We start from the raw sequence: 16,716 nt of genomic DNA, 5'->3' as shown, positions 1-16,716 counted from the left end.
CCCACCATGTCCCCCTCCGCACAAGCCTTTGAGGAGAGACCCCACCAGCCGGTGCTGGTCATCAACGACAGCCTCGACGACGACCCGATCGGGCTGCCCGTGCCCAGTCCCCCTCCGACACTTGCCGTCACCTCTATTCAGTTCCGAGGAGTACCAGAGTGCTCCGCTCGTGCTCCTGGACGACCGCAGCTACACCAACTTCACGCTCCGCCACATGCCCCACCGGCCGGGCCTGATCGTGGCGGCCGCCGACCCCAACGCCACGGCGTACCCCCGGGCCGCGGCCATCGGCGCCGAAGCCGTCCTCCGAGCCGGACAAGACCTGAGCTGGCTGCACCTGCGCCTGCACGCCGCCACCGACTGCCGGTACGCCCGCTGGGAAGCACTCCTGACCGGCCCTCCCCCACCGGAGGGCAGCTACTGCCCGGCCGTCATCGCTCCCAGCCGGCCCACCCTCCTGCGATCCGAAGGAAGCCACCGATGCACCTGATCCCCCAACGCTGTGCGCGCCGGCCTCTGGCGGGCGGGCTCGTGGTGCCATGGGTGTCCCTGATCCACGGCGGCCACGCAGCGTTCGGCAGTCTCGACGCCGACCGGGCCCGTACCGCCTTCCTGCACCGCCTGTGCCAGATCTGCGGCCAGCCACTGGACGAGCGGTGCTTCCTGATCGTCCGCCCTACCGACGTGAGCCGGGGCTGCTCCCCGGAACTGGCGCTGCACCCCGAGTGCCTGCCGTGCGCCGCCGCGCACTGCCCCATGCTCATCCCCCGGGGGTTCGCGAGATCCAAAGCACTGCTTCGACGGAACCCACGTGCCAAGGTGCGTAGAGACCAGCGTAGAGCGTTGGGTTCCGGAACCGCCCGAAGTGGGAGTGGCCGGCACTCGGGTACCACAAGTGCCCGCTCGCATGCGCTCTTGGCGCGCTGTCTGCCTGCTGACCTGCCACAAAACGCTAGGGTCTATCCCGCCCTATGGGCACATTATCAACGGAGCCTGGAAGTTGAACGCAGTGGGAACAGGTGAGCCGATGTCAGATTCGAACTGGCCGAAGCACTTTCTGTACTTCTCGTCCGACAAGGTCGACGCGCTCTACGAGCAGATCACCATGCGTAAGCGCCGCCGGTTGGCTGGTGAGTTGGAAGTCGACCTGAAGCTCCTCAAAGGGCGCATGTCGTTCGACACTGCACCGGAGAACTTTTATCTCAAGCTGCGCATGGTTGTGGACCACTTGAAGGGCGAGAACGCTGTCGGATCGCTCCGTGAGCCCGCCCCATACTTCGCCGGCCGATTGCCGATGACGTGGGGCCCACTCGGCACCGTGGATGGAGACCTTGCCAGTGGGGTGGTGTTCTTCGGAGGGCGGCAGGAGGGGCGCAGCGTGGGGCTGGGAGGCTCAAGCTGGAACGTCGTCGGGCAGCAGGAAGACTGTGAGGTGGCCCGCCCGTCCGGGTCGCACGCTCCGGCCATGCTGGAAGCGCTGCGCCAGGCGGATCCGGCCTCGCCGGGTGACGCGCTCGCGGTACGGCTGTTGCGCGGTCGGGAAGGCGGCGATGGGCGAGAATTGAACGCGGTCGAAAGAGCGATCGGAGCACTCCCGGGGATTACCCAGGATGTGGAGTTCGTGGCGCGGCGACTGATCGAAGGGGTCTCTGCAGATGGGGCGCGGACGATTCTGCTCGGTACCCCCCTCTATGTTGCCCTTGCGGACTGAGGTGATTTAGAGGATGTCGACCGGGCGGATCGCACGGGGGCTGGACAGCGTCTTCAGGACTCGTTCGAGGCTGTGACCTGAGAAGTGGGAACGGGCGACCGCGGTCGCCTGGAGCAATCCCCCGAGTTCGCGGACTACGATACATACGCTGTCCGCGACGTGTACGGACGACGGGTCGATCTCGGCGGCACGACTGATCAGTTCTAGTGCCTGCGCGTGGTGGAGGGGACCGGCGCGGACTTGACTGACGGCTTGCGCCGTCAAGTCCCCGACGGCTCGGGAACGTTCGAGGGCATGCTCAGTCCACTCCCCCTCGGTCAGCAGGGCCGAGGCGATGTGCCGGTCCAGTGCCTCTGCCTCGGACAGGGCGGCCCGGGCTTCCACCACAGAGCGACCCGCCTCATCATGGCTGCCGTGCTCCGCGGCGATGCGTCCGCGCAGGGCCCACGCGGAGGCGTCGAAGACGGTAGACAGGTCGCGGACGCGGGCGAACGCCTCTTCTGCGCCCGTGAGATCACCGTGCGCCAGCTGAGCTAGGCACCTCACCAGCCATGCCAGGCGGATGAGGGGACGTTGGCGGATGACATCGGCCGCAGCGTCTAGCGCATCGTCGGTGCAACCACAGAAGTGTAGCGCGAGCGCCTTCGTGGCACGTAGATGCAGGCTCCGGCTGCCGTGCCCCCACGCGTGGTCGGCCCACTTCGCACAGTCCTGCCATTGTCCGTCGACAGCTGCGGCCCGGCACAGCAGGGCGCAGGCCGAGGCAGCATGTTTCGGCTCGGCGAGGAGCGGGCGAAGGACCGTAGCTGCTCGGGTGAAGTCCTCCATGGCGATGAGGGCTTCGGCGACGGCCAGCGCTGCGTTGTGATCTCGGCCAACCAGCTGCACGGCGCGTGTGGCACTGCTCTGGGCGATGTCCTGCTGGCCGAGTGTCCAGCGCAGGCGTGCCGTGAGCGCCCAGGAGACGGGGTCGTGCCGATCCAGCCACAGGGCAGCGTTCAGCAGGCGGTATGAGGTCCGGTAGGAACGCAGAGCGTAGAAGGAAGCGCCTCGGTCCCGATAGCGAACCGCCCGCTCGGCAGGGGTGGATGGGACGGCACGACCGGTACTGCGCGGCGCAGCACCGGCCGGGTGCGTACGATGCGTCCCGTCGGGGGCGAGCTGCCGGTGCAGCGCGGCGAGTTCCTTGCGTACAGTCCGGAACGACGCGGGTCGCCTACGTGGTGAATAGTCAGTCAAGCGCCGTACGAGTTGGATGAGTTCGGGCGGCCATTGCAGCAGCTCCTCGCCCTCGTGAGGGTCATGGCCGCTCTGACGTGTGACCGCGTGGACTGCCCTGACCGCGCTCTCGAGGCGCTGCCCGAGCATGACTGCGAGAAGGACACCGAAGGAGTAGAGGTCGCCACGCTGTGTGCGGCGTCCCGTCGCAGCCCACTCCGGCGGCATGTAGCCAGCAGTGCCCGGATAGGTGACATAGCGCCGGGCTGTCTCGGGGCGCAGAAGTGCCAGGTCGTATCTGACCACTTCGGCCTCCCCGGCGGCTGCAGCTCCCCCGAAGTCCGTAAGCTGCACCCGGCCGTCCGGGCGTACCAGTACATTCGCGGGCGTGAGGTCCCCGTGAGCGTGCCTCCCCCAACGCGTCAGGAACGCCATGGCGTCGCAGATCTGTATTCCGTAGTCGAGGCAGCGGAGCAGGGAGAGCGGCCTCACGGACAGATGATGGGTGAGGGCATGTCCGTCAACCTGTTCCAGCACCAGATAGGGCACGTCGTCGACGACCTCGAACTTCTTGGCAGTGACGATGTGCGGATGGGGCGGGAGCGCGAGCCAGGCCGCCGCCTCGTGGTACACGCGGGCCCGGCTGTCCTTGTCCCAGGCCGCGTGCGCGCGGAAGGTCTTCAGAGCGAGACGCTCGCCCTCATGGTCGCCCTCGGCCTCAACCAGGTAGACGACGGAGAATCCGCCCTCGCCGATGCCGGTCACGCGATAGCGCTGCGTAGCTCCACAGATGACATCGCCCACGCCGAACTCCACCGGCTGCACCGGCCTGGGCGGAAGACGAGCCAACGCCTCCTGTGCTTCGGCACAGTCTGCGTCCAGCACTGCAGCCGCGTTGAACGCCTGCCGGGCTGCTTCCGGACTACCCCAAGACCACAGCAGGCGTCCGAGCTGTAGGTGGCTCTCGCTGTCCTCGGGGTTGGCCCTGACCGCCGTCTCCAGCGCAGCGAGGGCACTGATGCGGTCGCCCCGGTCGAGGGCTGATTCGGCGCGCTGCCGCAGTTGTTCGGGGCTCAAAGGCTTCCCGCGGAATGGATTCCACACGTGGTCACCCTTCCGGGTCGGCCGGGCGGTCCGATGGAACGGACTGCAGGTACTTCCACATGCCGATGCGGTCCATCGCGTCCTGCGAGTGCATCGACGAGTTCTGGAACATGCCGAGGCCGATGGTCCGTACCAGGAGACTCATGAGGAGCGTCGTGACCATGAACAGCACCAACGGTGCGGGCAGCAGTATGCCGACGGCGTAGAACAGCAGGCCGACGGCCAGCGACTTGCGGCGCGGATGGAAGGGTTTGCGCGAGAAGCCACCACGCGCCGTGAAGGCTGCCGCCGCCCACAGGATGGCGAGGAGGAAATGTGTGCCCACGAACTCGAAGCCCCAACCCAGCCGGTGGGACAGGTAGACCGTCAAGCCCATCAGCACGAGGCGCAGCATGACGGGCAAGGCTACGATCCGTTGGAGCCGCTTCACTTCGTCGGCCATCGGGTGGCGCTCGTCGGGGACCCGGCCGTACTGCTCCTGATAGCGGTAGATCTGCTGGGAGAGCGGGACGAAAGCGCATGCCGCGTGGCCGGACCAGAAGTAGAAAGGGGCCAGGATTGTCCCGCAGACCAACGAGTACACGAAGATCCCTCGTGCCGAGGGGTGTATGGATCCGGAGTCGGCGAGAACGAGTACCGTGAGCAACATCAGTAACCACAGGCTCGCGCCAATCCCCCTGGACTGGCTGCCGATGCGCCCCATCGTGGCTACCCCCGCTCTCCCGGCTTCTGCTGCCGCCAGAGTGGCACACGGGGGGATGTGCTTTGGGCGGTGTTCAGAGGGCTGGCTTGGTCAGTGGGTGGAGCCGGAACTCGCTGCATGCGCTCCTCGGAAACCGAAGGTGGGGTCGGCGCTCGCCCGGCTCTGGGGCCAGAAGCCCTTCCTCGAATCACACGTACGGATGAACACGGTCCTGGATCGCGGTCGGAAGACGGGGCAACGAACGACTCCCAGATCTGGGTCACGAGCCGGAGGACGGCCCGTATCGTCGATGATGTTCGGCGAAGCTGACGTGATCGACGGTGGCGGTGTAGCGCTGGGCGGCGTTCACGGTGAGACCGAAGAGCTCGGCGATGCGGCGGGGTCTCCCTCGCAGGCGTGTGCCTCATCGAGGATGCGGTCCTCGCGCAGGGCCTGAGCGGGGATGCCGAGGACGGTGTTGATCCATCCGCCCGTCACGGGTATCAGCCGTCCGGCGGTGGCCCTGTTGATGAACAGGTGCGGGTTGCCGCTGCGAGGCCACTGCCGCTCCCGGTAGGCCAGGTAGGCGTTCAGGGCGACTCTGGCATGCGGGGCGAGGAGAATCCGCAGCCCGTCGATGTGCAGTCGGCCGTCGGCGATGTCCGTCAGGTGCAGCCCGCGCAGTTGACGGGGCCGCAACCCGTGGAAGACCAGCAGAGAGGCGCAGGCGGCACGCACGGGGTCAGGATCGTCGAGGAGGCGGCGCAGGACCGGGACGTCCAGCGATACCGGGACGCGGATCTCGGGCGTGCCGACGCGCATCCGTGCGGCCGGGTTGGTGAAGACGAGTCGGCGGGCGTGGAGGATCTGGAAGATCGATCGCAGGCCCTGGATCATCTCGCTGCGGGCCGTCCCGCCATTGGGCAGCACGTCGAGGACGTCGTCTCGGGTGACTTCGCGGAGTGAATCCTTCGCGGAGGCCCACGTGTTGAGCGCAGGCAGCGTCGCGTAGATGTGGTTGCGGATGGTCCGATCCGAGCGGGGACGGCGGCGCGGCGTGGTGGTGCTCCCGTTGAACATCACCTCGAACCACTCGGCGAGCTCAGCACGCACGGGGCGGGCAGATGCGCGGTCTTGCGTTCCGCCCAGGTAGTCACGGCCGAAGTGCGGTCCTCCACCAGGAAGTCGGCATGCTCCAGGACGTCGATGGTCGGCTGGACCAGCAGGCGGATCGCGCGCAGCATCTTCACGGTGCTGGCCGCGATCGGTGCGCCGGGCGTGTCCTGGGTGGCCAGCAGGAGCTTCAGCGCGCGGTTGACGGCCGCGGTTTGGTCTCGCCGCCAACCGCGGCGTTCGCCGAGGCCGAGGCAGACGGCTTCAAGGGACTCCAGCAGTTCGGGCAGCGCGGGATCGGGCACCATCCGGGTGCGCATGCGCGCGTAGTCGCGCCGGGAGTCGAACAGGACGAGCTGCCGGTGGACGGCCGGGCGGATGGACCGGAGGGCCGGCCGCTTGCGCGACCGGGTGCGGCGGGTGCGGAAACGCTTGGGCGGTGGCCGGCGATCGGGCGGCACCATCAGGGCCAGGCGCTGTTCCATGCCGTTGAAGAAGAGCTGGTGGCCGCCGGTGACTGCCTCCAAGCGGTCGGGGTTGGACCCGTCGCGCTCCCAGGCTCGTCGTCGGCGCCAGCACAGACGGCACTCGCTCTCCGGGTTCAGGGACGCGGTGCGCCCGCAGGAGGTGCAGTCGGCTTCGCCGGGGTGGCGTCTGGCCCAGTCGCGGCAGGCGTCGCAGATGCCGCCGGTCGACTTGAACAACCCCCAGGCGTCGCGGCATCAGCACGAGTCGGGCAGCGGTGGCGCACCTTTGTGGCAGCGTCGGCACAGCCCTGCCGTGTAGTAGTCCGGCGAGCCGCAGCGGCGGCGGGGTACGCGGGCCGCGTGTGCGGCAGTACTTCGCATTGGTGTGGGCGACCGGCCGTAGCCCGCATCCCAGGCAGGTTCTCGGGTGGTAACGCGGGTGGCAGCGTCCGGTTGCGGCCGAGCCGGGGCGTGATCGAGGTCGAGGTGGCCTGGTCCTGCTTGGCCGGGCGCCTGGCTGCCGCAACCTCGGGCCGTAGCGCCCGTTGCCACATCCCGGCCAGCAGGACGTCCTCCATGCGCGGGTTGTCGCCCAGATTCTGCTCGTACAGCGCGGTCATGCCGTACGGATCCTGGAACCAGTCGATGTCCGCGGCGCCACCGAGCCGATAGACCCCGGCCGTCTCGTCCACATGCCACCCGTCACTCACGGCCAGGAATTCCCGGTACGAGGGCGGCAGCCGCCGCCCCAGCCGCTCCTCGGCCGCGGCGATCGCCGCCTCGTCCGCCCCGGGCCTGCCCGGGGGGACGACGGTCTGCCCGCCGTCCTCGTCCTCGCGCAGAACCCATTCCTCCTGCCAACGTCCCAGGAATTCATGCCAGTTGAAAGACTCGCCACTCATGGCCGGATGGTGTCATCCGGCACCGACAACGGCGCCCCGACCCTTCCCCAGCGCAGGACGATCCCACTCGGCAAGCCTGCGGGGCACCCCGACCCTGGCGTTCGTCCACCCGGACGACGGCCCGGAATTCACCGCCCTCCAGGAGCGGGTCCGGGCGGCCTTGCAGAAGGAGCCCCGCAAGGAGCCCGATCTGGCCCGCCGCGACCGTCGCGCGCCGTGCGACGGCTGTGCCGCTTCCCACACTTCCGGGCGCACCTGATCTTCCCTGAAAGGCATACTGCCCATGATGACGACGACCACCCAGCGCATCCTCGACCTCGCCGCGGCCGCACCGGCCAGCCACGACGAGGACCTGGTGCTGCTCCTGCGCGAAGCGAACGAGCTGTACCAGCAGGGCCTTGAAAGCCTGCGCCACACGGTGGCGGCCCGCTTCGCCGGGCTGTCCCCCGGGGATCTAGTGGCGGCCGCGACTGCGGCCGGCATGCCGTGCGACACGTCCCAGGACCGCGACGAGCTGCTCTTGCTGCTCGCCCTGGCCGAGTGGGAGATGACCCCGGCGGCCATGGCCTACTCGGAGATGGCCGAGGCGGCAGCCCGCCGTGGTGTGTGCCTGATCCCTGAGGAATGACCCCGTTCTCGTCCGCCGCCCGGGCAAACCTGGGCGGCGCACTGGACCCCCACCCCAAACTCCTGCCATTATGTGGGTTGTGAGTCGGGCAGGCCGGCTCGCTTTCTGACAGGACGGACGGTTCTGCCATGACCTCGCGCCGTGAGCCTCGCCTGGCCGACGCTGCCGAGATCGCGGCTGAACAGGGCCTGACGCCCGCGCGGATCAGCGGCCTCTACAACGAGCGCGCCGAGAACGGATTCCCTGAAATCGCCGGCACGCGGGGCCGTGCCCGGCTGTGGGACCACGCGAAGGTCACCGAGTGGTTCGCCAACCGCCCGCCAGCCAGGCTCCGCGAGCACACACCGCCCGCCCGTGACCCGCAGGACCTGTTGAACGCCGCGGCGGCCTCGAGGTTCCTGGGGTACAAGAACTCCAACCAGGTCACCACCTTCGTCCGCGACCACCCCGGGTACTTCCCCGACCCGGACGTCGTCGAAGAGCTGGGCACCGCGGAGAACCCCTACCGCCGGCAGATGTGGCGCGTGCAGACCCTGCTGGACTGGATGGCCACCCGGCCCGGCCGCGGCAAGCGCGCCGGCGCGAAGCGGGCGGCGCAGTCGCTGCCCGACGTCCCCGTCGACGGCGACCCCGACGAGCTCCTGGGCGCGTCACAGGCGGCGGCACTGCTGGGGTTCAAGAGTCTCAACTCCTTCTCCAGCAGCCTCTCGCAGGGCAATCTGCCCATGCTGGAGACCACTGACGCTGTCACCGAGAAGGGCGGGCGCCGGCGGTGGACGCGCCGGCGGATCCTCGAGCAGGCCGCCCAACGCAGTCCCAGAAGGTAGAAACCGGCGGTGAGCGCGGATCCGCCCACCGCCCCCAAGACGCGGCATCCGGTTACGGGTCGTTGGTCCCTTGCGGGCCGGGTGTCGCACGATGGCCGGCATGGCGTGGCTCGCCACCACGCCCCGCAGCAGCCCCGGCTGCTGCGGACCGGCCGTCGCCGAACTTCTCGTGGGGTCGCCCTCTTCCTAGTTCGCTGGCGGCCTGGCTTCGTCCACGAGAACGGACAGCGCTTCGGGAGGCGTTCGGCCGTCTCCGCCTGGTGAGATGTTCACGAGTTTCAACAGCGCTGGGCTCCGTCCTAGCAGTGCTGTCGAGTTGCGGATCCGCACTGTCGAGCACGAGCTCAATCGGACGGCGTGACCGGGGACCACATGCCGAGCCACTGCTCTGCGCCCCAGGCCTCGAACCGCTCTACCTCAGTGAACCCTAGCTTCGCCGCGAGACGCATCGAGCCGACGTTGGCGGTCTGGGTGGTGAGCACCACCGGCTCGCCGGGAAGCGCGCCGGCGAGCCAGCCGAGTGCCGCCGCGCACGCCTCGGCGGCGTACCCGAATCCCCACGCCCGCGGCAGGAACAGGTAGCCGAGATCGGCCTTCCCCGCGGCAGCCGGGCGACGGTGCCCGGTTGCTCTCCTGAGCAGGATCTGGCCGATCATCGCCCCGTCGAGATCGACGACGAAGCTCCCGGGCCGCCGCCCGGGCACCTCGGGCATCTCGCGCTCAAGCTCGTCACGCGGCCGGGGACCGCCGAGGTAGGTGTGCACCTCCGGCGAGGCGTGCAGCTCGATGAACGCCGCACGGTCCCGGGCCTCGGACTCGCGGAGCACGAGCCGCTCGGTCCTGATCGGCTCAGGCGGCCAGGCGACGGGTCCGAGATCAGTCATGCCGGTCAGCCAATCAGCAGGCTCGGCAGCGATCAAGACTCGCGGACCGATCAAGCCATCGGCCCGGGCCCCACCCTCGCCACCACCAGCCCTACCGGAGTTCCCTCCGTCTCCCAGACCCACCGCGCGGCCAGGACACAACCGTCACAGCACTGCCGAGCGGGATCCACTGGAACCGACCGCGACCCGCAACTGCCCGCACTGCCAGCAGCCCGTCACCATCGTGGCCCTGCTAGGCACTGTCCGGCGGATCATGTGACCGTGATGGCACCAAGTTAGTTCTCGCGGGCCGGACTGCGCCCGGTTGCGAGGCGTTTCTGCCCCTCGGGCATGGGCAGGACCGCCAGTGCGGTGTCTGCAATGTTCCGCAGCGTCTCCGGGTCCAGGCCGGCCTTGCCTACCGCCTCGATACCGCGGACCACCGTCAGCAGCAGTGCCGCCAACCGCTCCGGATCCGCAGCGCTATCGATGTCGCCGTGGCGCTGGGCGGCGCTGATCTCCGTCCGCAGCAGGGTCAGCAGCGCCGTCATGGTCTCGGCCGACCGCCCGGCGACCGTCGGATCGTGCTGGGCCAGTTCCGCCGCGCCCTTGGCCAACAGGCACCCGCGGCGCTCGGTGTCGGAGGCGGTGTTCTCCGCCATTAGGTGCACGTATCCCGACAGCCGGGCCAAGGCCTCTGCGTCCGGGCCACCTGCCAGCCGCCCTTCGGCCACCTCAACGACTGCGGTGCACCAGTCGCCAAACACACGGTGGAACAGCTTGCCCTTGTCGCCGAATGCGCCGTACAAGCTGCCCTTGCCCAGGCCGGTCGCCTGGGCGATGTCGTCCATCCGGGTTCCTGCATAGCCGGTCGCCCAGAACTGTTCCCGGGCCCGCTCCAGGACTTGGCGTTCGTCGAATGCGCGTGGTCTCGGCATGGTCTCAGCCTATCCATTCTTGACTCGATCGTCCATTACTGCTTACGTTATGGACGATCCATTCCATAACTGAAGGGGTTCGACATGCCAGGCGTGCTGCAGGAGAAGGTGGCCGTGATCACCGGAGGGACCAGCGGGATCGGGCTGGCCATCGCCCACCGCTTCGTCCGGGAGGGCGCACGGGTCTTCGTGACCGGCCGGGACATCGACCGCCTCGAAGCGGCAGTCAAGGAGATGGGCCCTGCGGCCACCGGCGTACGATCCGACGTCTCGATCCTGGCCGACCTGGACGCGCTCTACGCGCGAGTCCGCGAGGAGGCCGGACACATCGACGTGCTGGTGGCCAACGCGGGAATCGTCGCGGACGCCGCGCTCGGCGCCCACACCGAGGCGAACGTCGACCTGACGCTCGCCGTCAACGTCAAGGGCCCACTATTCACCGTTCAGAAGGCGCTTCCGCTGCTGGCGGAGAACGCCTCCATCCTGGTCGTCGGCTCGAGCAACAGCGTGCGGCCCAATGAGCAACTCGAGGTCTACAGCGCCTCGAAGGCGGCGGTGAGCAACTTCGTGCACAACTGGGCCCGGCAGTCGCGGGAGCGCCGATTCCGGGTCAACGTGCTCAGCCCGGGACCCACACGGACCCCGGGCCTGCTGGGCGCCGCGGGGCCGGACGTCGACCAGTTCGCCGAGGCCGTCGTGCCACTGGGGCGGCTGGCCGACGCCGAGGAAATCGCCGAGGCCGCCCTCTTCCTGGCTTCGGACGCCTCGTCGTTCGTCACCGGCGCCGAACTCTTCGCCGACGGCGGCTACACCCGGGCCTGAACGACGGCCGGTGGTGCGCATCCGGTTCCCTCGAAGCGATGGGGCGCACTCCCGGCCGCGTGTGTGCGTCGTACGAGGCCCAGTGCGCCCGAAGCAACGAGATCGTGGCCGCGGCCTCTTTGGATGACGTCGGCCGCCACCCCGACTACCGCTCCGGCAACGCCAACCTGGATGCTCATCCATCTCGTTGAGGAGAGTGGACGGCACGCGGACATCGTGAGGGAACTGCTTGACGGGGCGAAGGGCTACTACTAGGTCTCTCCGGTGGGTGGCGACCGGAGCCAAAGTCGGATCGAGGCAACGGTGACGGTGCCGTAGAAGACGTAGGCGCGTTTGTCGAACCTCGTCGCCACAGCCCGGAAGCTCTTGAGGGCATTGATCGTCCGCTCCACCTCGTTCCTGCGTTTGTAGATCGTCCTGTCGAAGCCGGCGGGCCGACCGCCCCTGCTGCCTTTGTGCTGTCGGTTGGCCCGTTGGTTCTTCGGTTCGGGGATCGTGTGCTTGATCTGGCGTCGCCGCAGGTAGCGGCGGTTGCGACGGGACGAGTAAGCCTTGTCTCCGCCGAGATGGCCAGGCCGAGTCCGCGGACGCCCGCCATCCCGGCGGGCGACACGGACACGCTCCATGACCGGGATGAGCTGCGGAGCGTCGCCCCACTGCCCCGGGGTGATCAGCAAGGCCAGTGGGCGGCGTCCGCCCTCACCGGCAAGGTGGATCTTGCAGGTCAGGCCGCCCCGTGAGCGTCCCAGGCCCTCATCGGGGCGGTGCTGCAGGGGCGTGCGCCTTTTCCCGGAAGCCACGGGGTTTCCTACGTGCTCCCGCGGCGTGCTGGTGGGCCCGGCAGGAGGTGGAATCCACGCTCACCATGGACCAGTCGATGCGGCCTTCCGCGTCAGCATCAGCGAGGACAGCCGCGAAGAGCCTGTCCCATGTGCCATCCGCTGACCAGCGCCGATGCCGCTCGTACACGGTCTTCCACCGACCGAAACGCGCAGGCAGATCCCGCCACGGTACCCCGGTGCGCTGCCGGAACAGAATCCCGTTGATCACCCTGCAAGGCTGGGGCAGTCACAAGATCCGCCGGACACGGCCTAGCCACACCGGAAGCCGCCCGCCCCGCCATGCCCACCGGACCCGACGTCATCCCGATGCGCAGAACCCCGTGACCCGTCCTCCCCAGCAGCACATCGAGGAACCGACGAAATGCAGTTCGTGAGGTGACGGAATGCCTGGAGCGGGTCAGCGGGCCGGGCGGCCGCCGCTAGTCCGGCGACGCTCGCGTCGCGGCCGGTTCCCAATTTGGGGACGCGTCAACTGCCTCGGGAGCGCAGACGGCATTGACGCTCGGCGTGATCAGCACGAGCTTGTCGACGCGTTTGGGCGTCGGCCCGCATACAGCACCGCCTCTTCCATGTGATACATCCAGCGGTGGACAGCAGTTCGTCGGCGCACTATGCGAGGCCGACACTGCCGCCGGACAAGAATCCGGACAAGCGGGGGACCAGGCCGGACAGCGGTCGGCCTGTCCGGGACAGCGGCCCGCTATTGATTCGTCTTGGTGTCCGCCACCAGGCTCGTTGTTGATCGATTGATCGTACGGCAGTCGTCGACTACCAATCCCGTCCTCGGCCCGTCAGCGCAATCCGCCCTTGTAGAGGCGAGTTTTGTCGGTGCTCGGACGTCCACTTCCCTGGAGGAGCCTGCATATGCGTTTCCGTCGCATCCTCGTGACCGCCGCTCTCGGGAGCACGCTTGCTCTCAGCGCGATGGCCGTTCCTGCCCAGGCGGCGCCAGCCGCACCCGCCCAGCCCACTCCGGCCACGGCAGGAGCAACTGCTCTGGCTTGTCCTTCGACTTGGTCACCGGACCCCGACGCGTACGACGCGACCTGGGGTGAAGTCAAAGAGCCGACCGCCCCGCTGCGGCCGGGGCCCTACGCCGACTGCGGCACGAGGGCTACCCTGCAGCAGGGCTGGACGATGACCATCTACTGCTACTACAAGAACGATTACGGCAACACCTGGTACTACGTCAGCGCCTATCCGAACTGGACCCTTGGCTGGATCTACTCGGGGAACGTGAGGCTCAGGGGCATCGTCTGGCCCTGCTGAGCTTGATCTTCGAGAGGAAGCCCTGTACGCCCCACCCGCGCCGCTGGCCTTGCGGGGGCCGTCTGCTCCGCCTGGGAACCCGCTCAGACCACCCAGAACGACGATGCTGGCGTACGAAGGTTCACCGGGATCTCCGCACCTCAACGCGGGATCCCCCGCACTGCGGAAGGCGTGTTTCAACAGGTCGTAGCATTCCGTCGGTTGCCCGGTAGGGACGGGCGGGGTCTCACCGGTGTGATGACACCACCACGGCGGGGCCGCGCCGCGCCTGCCGCCATTCCTCGTACAGCCGGGCGCCCGCCTCGCACGGAACGTTGGCGTTCTCGCCAGCCTCGTTCACGGTCATGCAGGTCCGGCAGGAAGCACAGTGCTCACCGAGACGTCGGAGCGCCGCCTGCACAGCCGTCTCCCGCCCGCCGCCAAGGTTCTCGAAATGGTCGAGGAGGGCGTTCACCAAACGGGCGAGGCACTGCGCGTGAGCGATTCCGGCGGGCAGGCTGGGCTTCGGCTCCAGCCCGAGCCGCATACGGGCTTCCCCGACGCAGGCGAGGGCGCACGCCGGGGCACGTCGTCGTTGGGGAGCCTGCCGGCCGCGGCCTCGACTTCGGGGATGGCGAGCATGATGTGCCCGCGCAGCTGCAAGGTGAGCGTCTCCAGCTCCTCAGGCATGGGCGGCTCGGCGTCCTCGGCGAGCAGCCGGCGCGCACATGGCTCTGTCGGTGAGTCGTAGTGTCGTTTGCCGTTGAGCGCGGATGTCACCGTTGTTCCGGTAAAAGCGATGTCGCTGTGTTTTAGGGGCAGTTGGGACCTTGCGGTGGGACGATGGCTGTGCATCTCCCGCTGGGGGCACTGATGCGCCTGTCGAAATCCAAGGCCGACCTGTACGCGGCGATCCGCCGGGACCACCGCGCCGGGACGTCGATGCGCGCTCTGCAGCGCAAGTACGGGGTCACCTGGCAGACGGTCCGCAAAGCACTGGACCTGGTCTGGCCCGAGCCGCGCAAGAAGCTGCCCCTGCGCCCGACCAGGCTGGATCCCTACAAGCCGCTGATCGACGAGATGCTCCGCAGAGATCTGGACGCGCCGCCGAAGCAACGGCACACCGCCAAACGGGTCTTCGACCGGCTACTGGACGAGTACGCCGCGGCGGAGATCTCGTATCAGATGGTCCGCGGCTACATCGCCACGCGTCGTGGGGAGATCCGTCAGGAAGCGGGGCGGGGGCCGTCGGAGGTGTTCGTGCCGCAGACCCATCTGCCGGGCACCGAGGCAGAAGTGGACTTCGGGGACGTGCACATCGTCCTCGCCGGCGTGGTGACCCGCTGCTATCTGTTCTCCTTCCGGCTGTCGTACTCGGGCAAGGCGGTCCACCGGGTCTTCGCGTCCTGCGGCCAGGAGGCGTTCTTCGAGGGCCACGTTCACGCGCTGTCCGTGCTGGGCGGCGCCCCTCGCGGCAAGGTCCGCTACGACAACCTGAAGGCCGCGGTCGCCAAGGTGCTCGGGTTCGCCCGGCACCGTCAGGAGAGCGAGCGGTGGACCGCGTTTCGCACGCACTGGGGCATCGAGAGCTTCTACTGCAGGCCAGGACTCGAAGGCGCCCACGAGAAGGGCGGCGTCGAGGGGCAGATCGGGTACTTCCGGCGCAACCACTTCGTCCCCGTTCCCGAGGTCGCCTCGCTGGCCGAGCTCAACGAAATGGTCGACCGGTGGGACCTTCAGGACGAAGGCCGAAGAATCCGCTCGCGGGCGAGGACGGTGGGCGAGTACTTCGCCGTCGAGGCACCGCTGCTCAAGCCGTTGCCGACCGAGCTGTTCGAGACGGGACGGCTCTTCACGCCGCGGGTCGACCGCTACAGCCAGATCGCCGTCCAGACCAACCGCTACTCGGTTCCGGTCCGGCTGATCGGCCGGACGGTGCGGGTGATGCTGCACGCCAACCACCTCATCGTCTACGACCGGGGCCAGGAGGTCGCCCGCCACGAGCGGCTGAGCACGAAGGCCGGCTCACGCCTGGAGCTGGACCACTACCTGGAGGCGCTGATCCGCAAGCCCGGCGCCTTCCCCGGCGCCACCGCGCTCGAACAGGCCAAGTCCGCAGGCAAGTTCACGCCGGTCCATGACAACTGGTGGACGGCCGCCCAGGCGGCCCACGGCGACAAGGACGGCACCAAGGCCCTGATCGAGGTTCTGCTGCTGGGCCGGCACATGAGCCACGAGCACATCGTCGCCGGACTGGCCACGGCCCTGCGGGCGGGCGCGTTGACCGCGGACGCGGTCGCCCTGGAGGCCCGCAAGGCCGCTGAAGCCGACGAACTGGCGGCCTCCGCTCCCGCCCACGTTTCCTTGCCCGAGCCGCCTGGGCGACAGCGGGCGACGGTCACCTTCCTGTCCGACTGGCGGATGTCCCATCTGCCGGCCGACACCCGGCCGCTGCCCTCGGTGGCCCCCTACGACCAGCTGTTACGACACCGCCGCCCAGGCGGTGCCCCTGCCACCGAGGGAGACGCGACGTGAGTGCCCAACGCCATCACGGCCTGACCGAACAAGCCGCCGACACCGCCATCGACCAGGCATGCCGGATGCTGCGGCTGCCCACCATCCGGGGCCAGTTCCCCGACCTCGCCGAGGCCGCGAAGCGCGATCAGATGTCCTACAAGGGCTTCCTCGCCGAACTGCTGCTGGCCGAGTGCGACGACCGGGCCCGCCGCCGCTCGGAACGGCGCATCAAGGCCGCCGCGTTCCCGCGCGAGAAATCACTGCGGGCGTTCGACTTCGACGCCAACCCCAACGTCGACGCCGCCACGATCAACACCCTCGCGACCTGCGAGTGGGTCAGGAAGGGACAGCCCCTCTGCCTGATCGGCGACTCGGGCACCGGCAAATCGCATCTCCTGATCGCGCTGGGCACGGAGGCCGCGATGAAGGGATACCGCGTCCGCTACACCCTCGCCACGAAACTGGTGAACGAACTCGTCGAGGCAGCCGACGAACGGCTACTGACCAAGACGATCGCCCGCTACGGACGCGTCGATCTCCTCTGTATTGACGAATTAGGATATATGGAGCTTGATCGCAGGGGTGCTGAGCTGCTGTTCCAGGTCCTGACCGAACGCGAGGAGAAGAACAGCGTCGCCATCGCCTCCAACGAAAGCTTCGGCGGCTGGACGAAGACGTTCAGTGATCCGAGGCTCTGCACAGCCATCGTCGACCGGCTCACCTTCGACGCGGCCATCATCGAGACCGGCACTGACTCCTACCGCCTCGCCCAGACCAAAGCCCGAGCCGAACAAGCCGCCATAGTCTGACCTTGGACGATCACGTCATTTCCCA

14 protein-coding genes and 5 pseudogenes are annotated in these 16,716 nt (G+C 68.4%); 10 read left to right on the top strand and 9 right to left on the bottom strand.

The window, feature by feature from the left end:
• The first annotated feature begins 169 nt into the window (after window positions 1-169).
• The 3 genes and pseudogenes from ACTWQJ_RS06375 to ACTWQJ_RS06365 all read left to right on the top strand — a co-directional run bounded on the left by ACTWQJ_RS06375 (window position 170) and on the right by ACTWQJ_RS06365 (window position 1,711).
• A complete protein-coding gene (locus tag ACTWQJ_RS06375; RefSeq protein ID WP_443305632.1) occupies window positions 170-490 on the top strand; it encodes a hypothetical protein in 321 nt (106 codons plus the stop codon).
• A pseudogene (locus ACTWQJ_RS06370) lies at window positions 481-766 on the top strand (cell envelope biogenesis protein OmpA); the annotation flags it as partial. The gene ACTWQJ_RS06375 and the pseudogene ACTWQJ_RS06370, both read left to right, overlap by 10 nt.
• Before the next feature lie 261 nt (window positions 767-1,027).
• Window positions 1,028-1,711, top strand: a complete 684-nt coding sequence (locus ACTWQJ_RS06365) for a DUF7019 family protein (protein WP_443305631.1) — start codon at window positions 1,028-1,030, stop codon at window positions 1,709-1,711.
• Between the two features lie 6 nt (window positions 1,712-1,717).
• Here the strand turns inward: ACTWQJ_RS06365 and ACTWQJ_RS06360 are convergent, their stop codons facing one another.
• The 5 genes and pseudogenes from ACTWQJ_RS06360 to ACTWQJ_RS06340 all read right to left on the bottom strand — a co-directional run.
• Window positions 1,718-4,006: a protein kinase domain-containing protein gene (locus ACTWQJ_RS06360; protein ID WP_443305630.1), complete on the bottom strand. Its 2,289-nt coding sequence runs from the start codon at window positions 4,004-4,006 to the stop codon at window positions 1,718-1,720.
• A 31-nt stretch (window positions 4,007-4,037) separates the two neighbouring features.
• The gene (locus tag ACTWQJ_RS06355; RefSeq protein ID WP_443305629.1) at window positions 4,038-4,736 is read right to left on the bottom strand and encodes a hypothetical protein; all 699 of its coding nucleotides are present in this window, start codon (window positions 4,734-4,736) and stop codon (window positions 4,038-4,040) included.
• A gap of 345 nt (window positions 4,737-5,081) precedes the next feature.
• Window positions 5,082-5,828 (bottom strand): hypothetical protein, encoded by a 747-nt coding sequence (locus tag ACTWQJ_RS06350; RefSeq protein ID WP_443305628.1) that lies wholly within the window; start codon window positions 5,826-5,828, stop codon window positions 5,082-5,084.
• Window positions 5,795-6,355 (bottom strand): hypothetical protein, encoded by a 561-nt coding sequence (locus ACTWQJ_RS06345; RefSeq protein ID WP_443305627.1) that lies wholly within the window; start codon window positions 6,353-6,355, stop codon window positions 5,795-5,797. Before ACTWQJ_RS06345 ends, ACTWQJ_RS06350 begins: the two co-directional genes overlap by 34 nt.
• Before the next feature lie 467 nt (window positions 6,356-6,822).
• A pseudogene (locus tag ACTWQJ_RS06340) lies at window positions 6,823-7,197 on the bottom strand (SMI1/KNR4 family protein); the annotation flags it as partial.
• A 283-nt stretch (window positions 7,198-7,480) separates the two neighbouring features.
• Between ACTWQJ_RS06340 and ACTWQJ_RS06335 the strand changes: the two are divergent.
• Window positions 7,481-7,825, top strand: a complete 345-nt coding sequence (locus tag ACTWQJ_RS06335) for a hypothetical protein (RefSeq protein ID WP_443305626.1) — start codon at window positions 7,481-7,483, stop codon at window positions 7,823-7,825.
• A 128-nt stretch (window positions 7,826-7,953) separates the two neighbouring features.
• Window positions 7,954-8,652 carry a hypothetical protein gene (locus ACTWQJ_RS06330; RefSeq protein WP_443305625.1) on the top strand — a complete coding sequence of 233 codons (699 nt, stop codon included), beginning with the start codon at window positions 7,954-7,956 and terminating at the stop codon, window positions 8,650-8,652.
• A gap of 344 nt (window positions 8,653-8,996) precedes the next feature.
• On the opposite strand, the gene ACTWQJ_RS06325 is transcribed toward ACTWQJ_RS06330, so the two are convergent.
• Window positions 8,997-9,536, bottom strand: coding sequence for a GNAT family N-acetyltransferase (locus ACTWQJ_RS06325; protein WP_443305624.1), 540 nt, complete (start codon window positions 9,534-9,536; stop codon window positions 8,997-8,999).
• A gap of 275 nt (window positions 9,537-9,811) precedes the next feature.
• Window positions 9,812-10,453: a TetR/AcrR family transcriptional regulator gene (locus ACTWQJ_RS06320; protein ID WP_235455200.1), complete on the bottom strand. Its 642-nt coding sequence runs from the start codon at window positions 10,451-10,453 to the stop codon at window positions 9,812-9,814.
• Window positions 10,454-10,537: 84 nt separating this feature from the next.
• On the opposite strand from ACTWQJ_RS06320, the gene ACTWQJ_RS06315 reads away from it, so the two are divergent.
• Window positions 10,538-11,275: an SDR family NAD(P)-dependent oxidoreductase gene (locus tag ACTWQJ_RS06315; protein WP_443305623.1), complete on the top strand. Its 738-nt coding sequence runs from the start codon at window positions 10,538-10,540 to the stop codon at window positions 11,273-11,275.
• A 65-nt stretch (window positions 11,276-11,340) separates the two neighbouring features.
• Window positions 11,341-11,530 (top strand): annotated as a pseudogene (locus ACTWQJ_RS06310) (mycothiol transferase); the annotation flags it as partial.
• Here ACTWQJ_RS06310 and ACTWQJ_RS06305 read toward each other — a convergent pair.
• Window positions 11,527-12,328, bottom strand: a pseudogene (locus tag ACTWQJ_RS06305) (IS5 family transposase); the annotation flags it as partial. The pseudogenes ACTWQJ_RS06310 and ACTWQJ_RS06305 sit on opposite strands and share 4 nt — an antisense overlap.
• Before the next feature lie 653 nt (window positions 12,329-12,981).
• On the opposite strand from ACTWQJ_RS06305, the gene ACTWQJ_RS06300 reads away from it, so the two are divergent.
• Window positions 12,982-13,386: a hypothetical protein gene (locus tag ACTWQJ_RS06300; protein ID WP_362936816.1), complete on the top strand. Its 405-nt coding sequence runs from the start codon at window positions 12,982-12,984 to the stop codon at window positions 13,384-13,386.
• Between the two features lie 226 nt (window positions 13,387-13,612).
• On the opposite strand, the pseudogene ACTWQJ_RS06295 reads toward ACTWQJ_RS06300, so the two are convergent.
• Window positions 13,613-14,055 (bottom strand): annotated as a pseudogene (locus tag ACTWQJ_RS06295) (DUF6415 family natural product biosynthesis protein).
• 183 nt (window positions 14,056-14,238) lie between these two features.
• Here ACTWQJ_RS06295 and istA point away from each other — a divergent pair.
• Both istA and istB read left to right on the top strand, forming a co-directional pair.
• Complete coding sequence (gene istA, locus ACTWQJ_RS06290) at window positions 14,239-15,900, top strand: IS21 family transposase (protein WP_443305634.1); 1,662 nt, start codon at window positions 14,239-14,241, stop codon at window positions 15,898-15,900.
• On the top strand, window positions 15,897-16,691 hold the full coding sequence (gene istB / locus ACTWQJ_RS06285) for an IS21-like element helper ATPase IstB (protein WP_443305621.1): 795 nt from the start codon (window positions 15,897-15,899) through the stop codon (window positions 16,689-16,691). The genes istA and istB overlap by 4 nt, the downstream gene beginning before the upstream one ends.
• Window positions 16,692-16,716: the final 25 nt, after the last annotated feature.

This window comes from Streptomyces sp. KR55 (assembly GCF_052245645.1).
Taxonomy (GTDB): Bacteria; Actinomycetota; Actinomycetes; order Streptomycetales; family Streptomycetaceae; genus Streptomyces; species Streptomyces flavusporus.
Note: the sequence above shows the minus strand (reverse complement) of the source record. Positions and strands in the feature narration are given on the sequence as shown.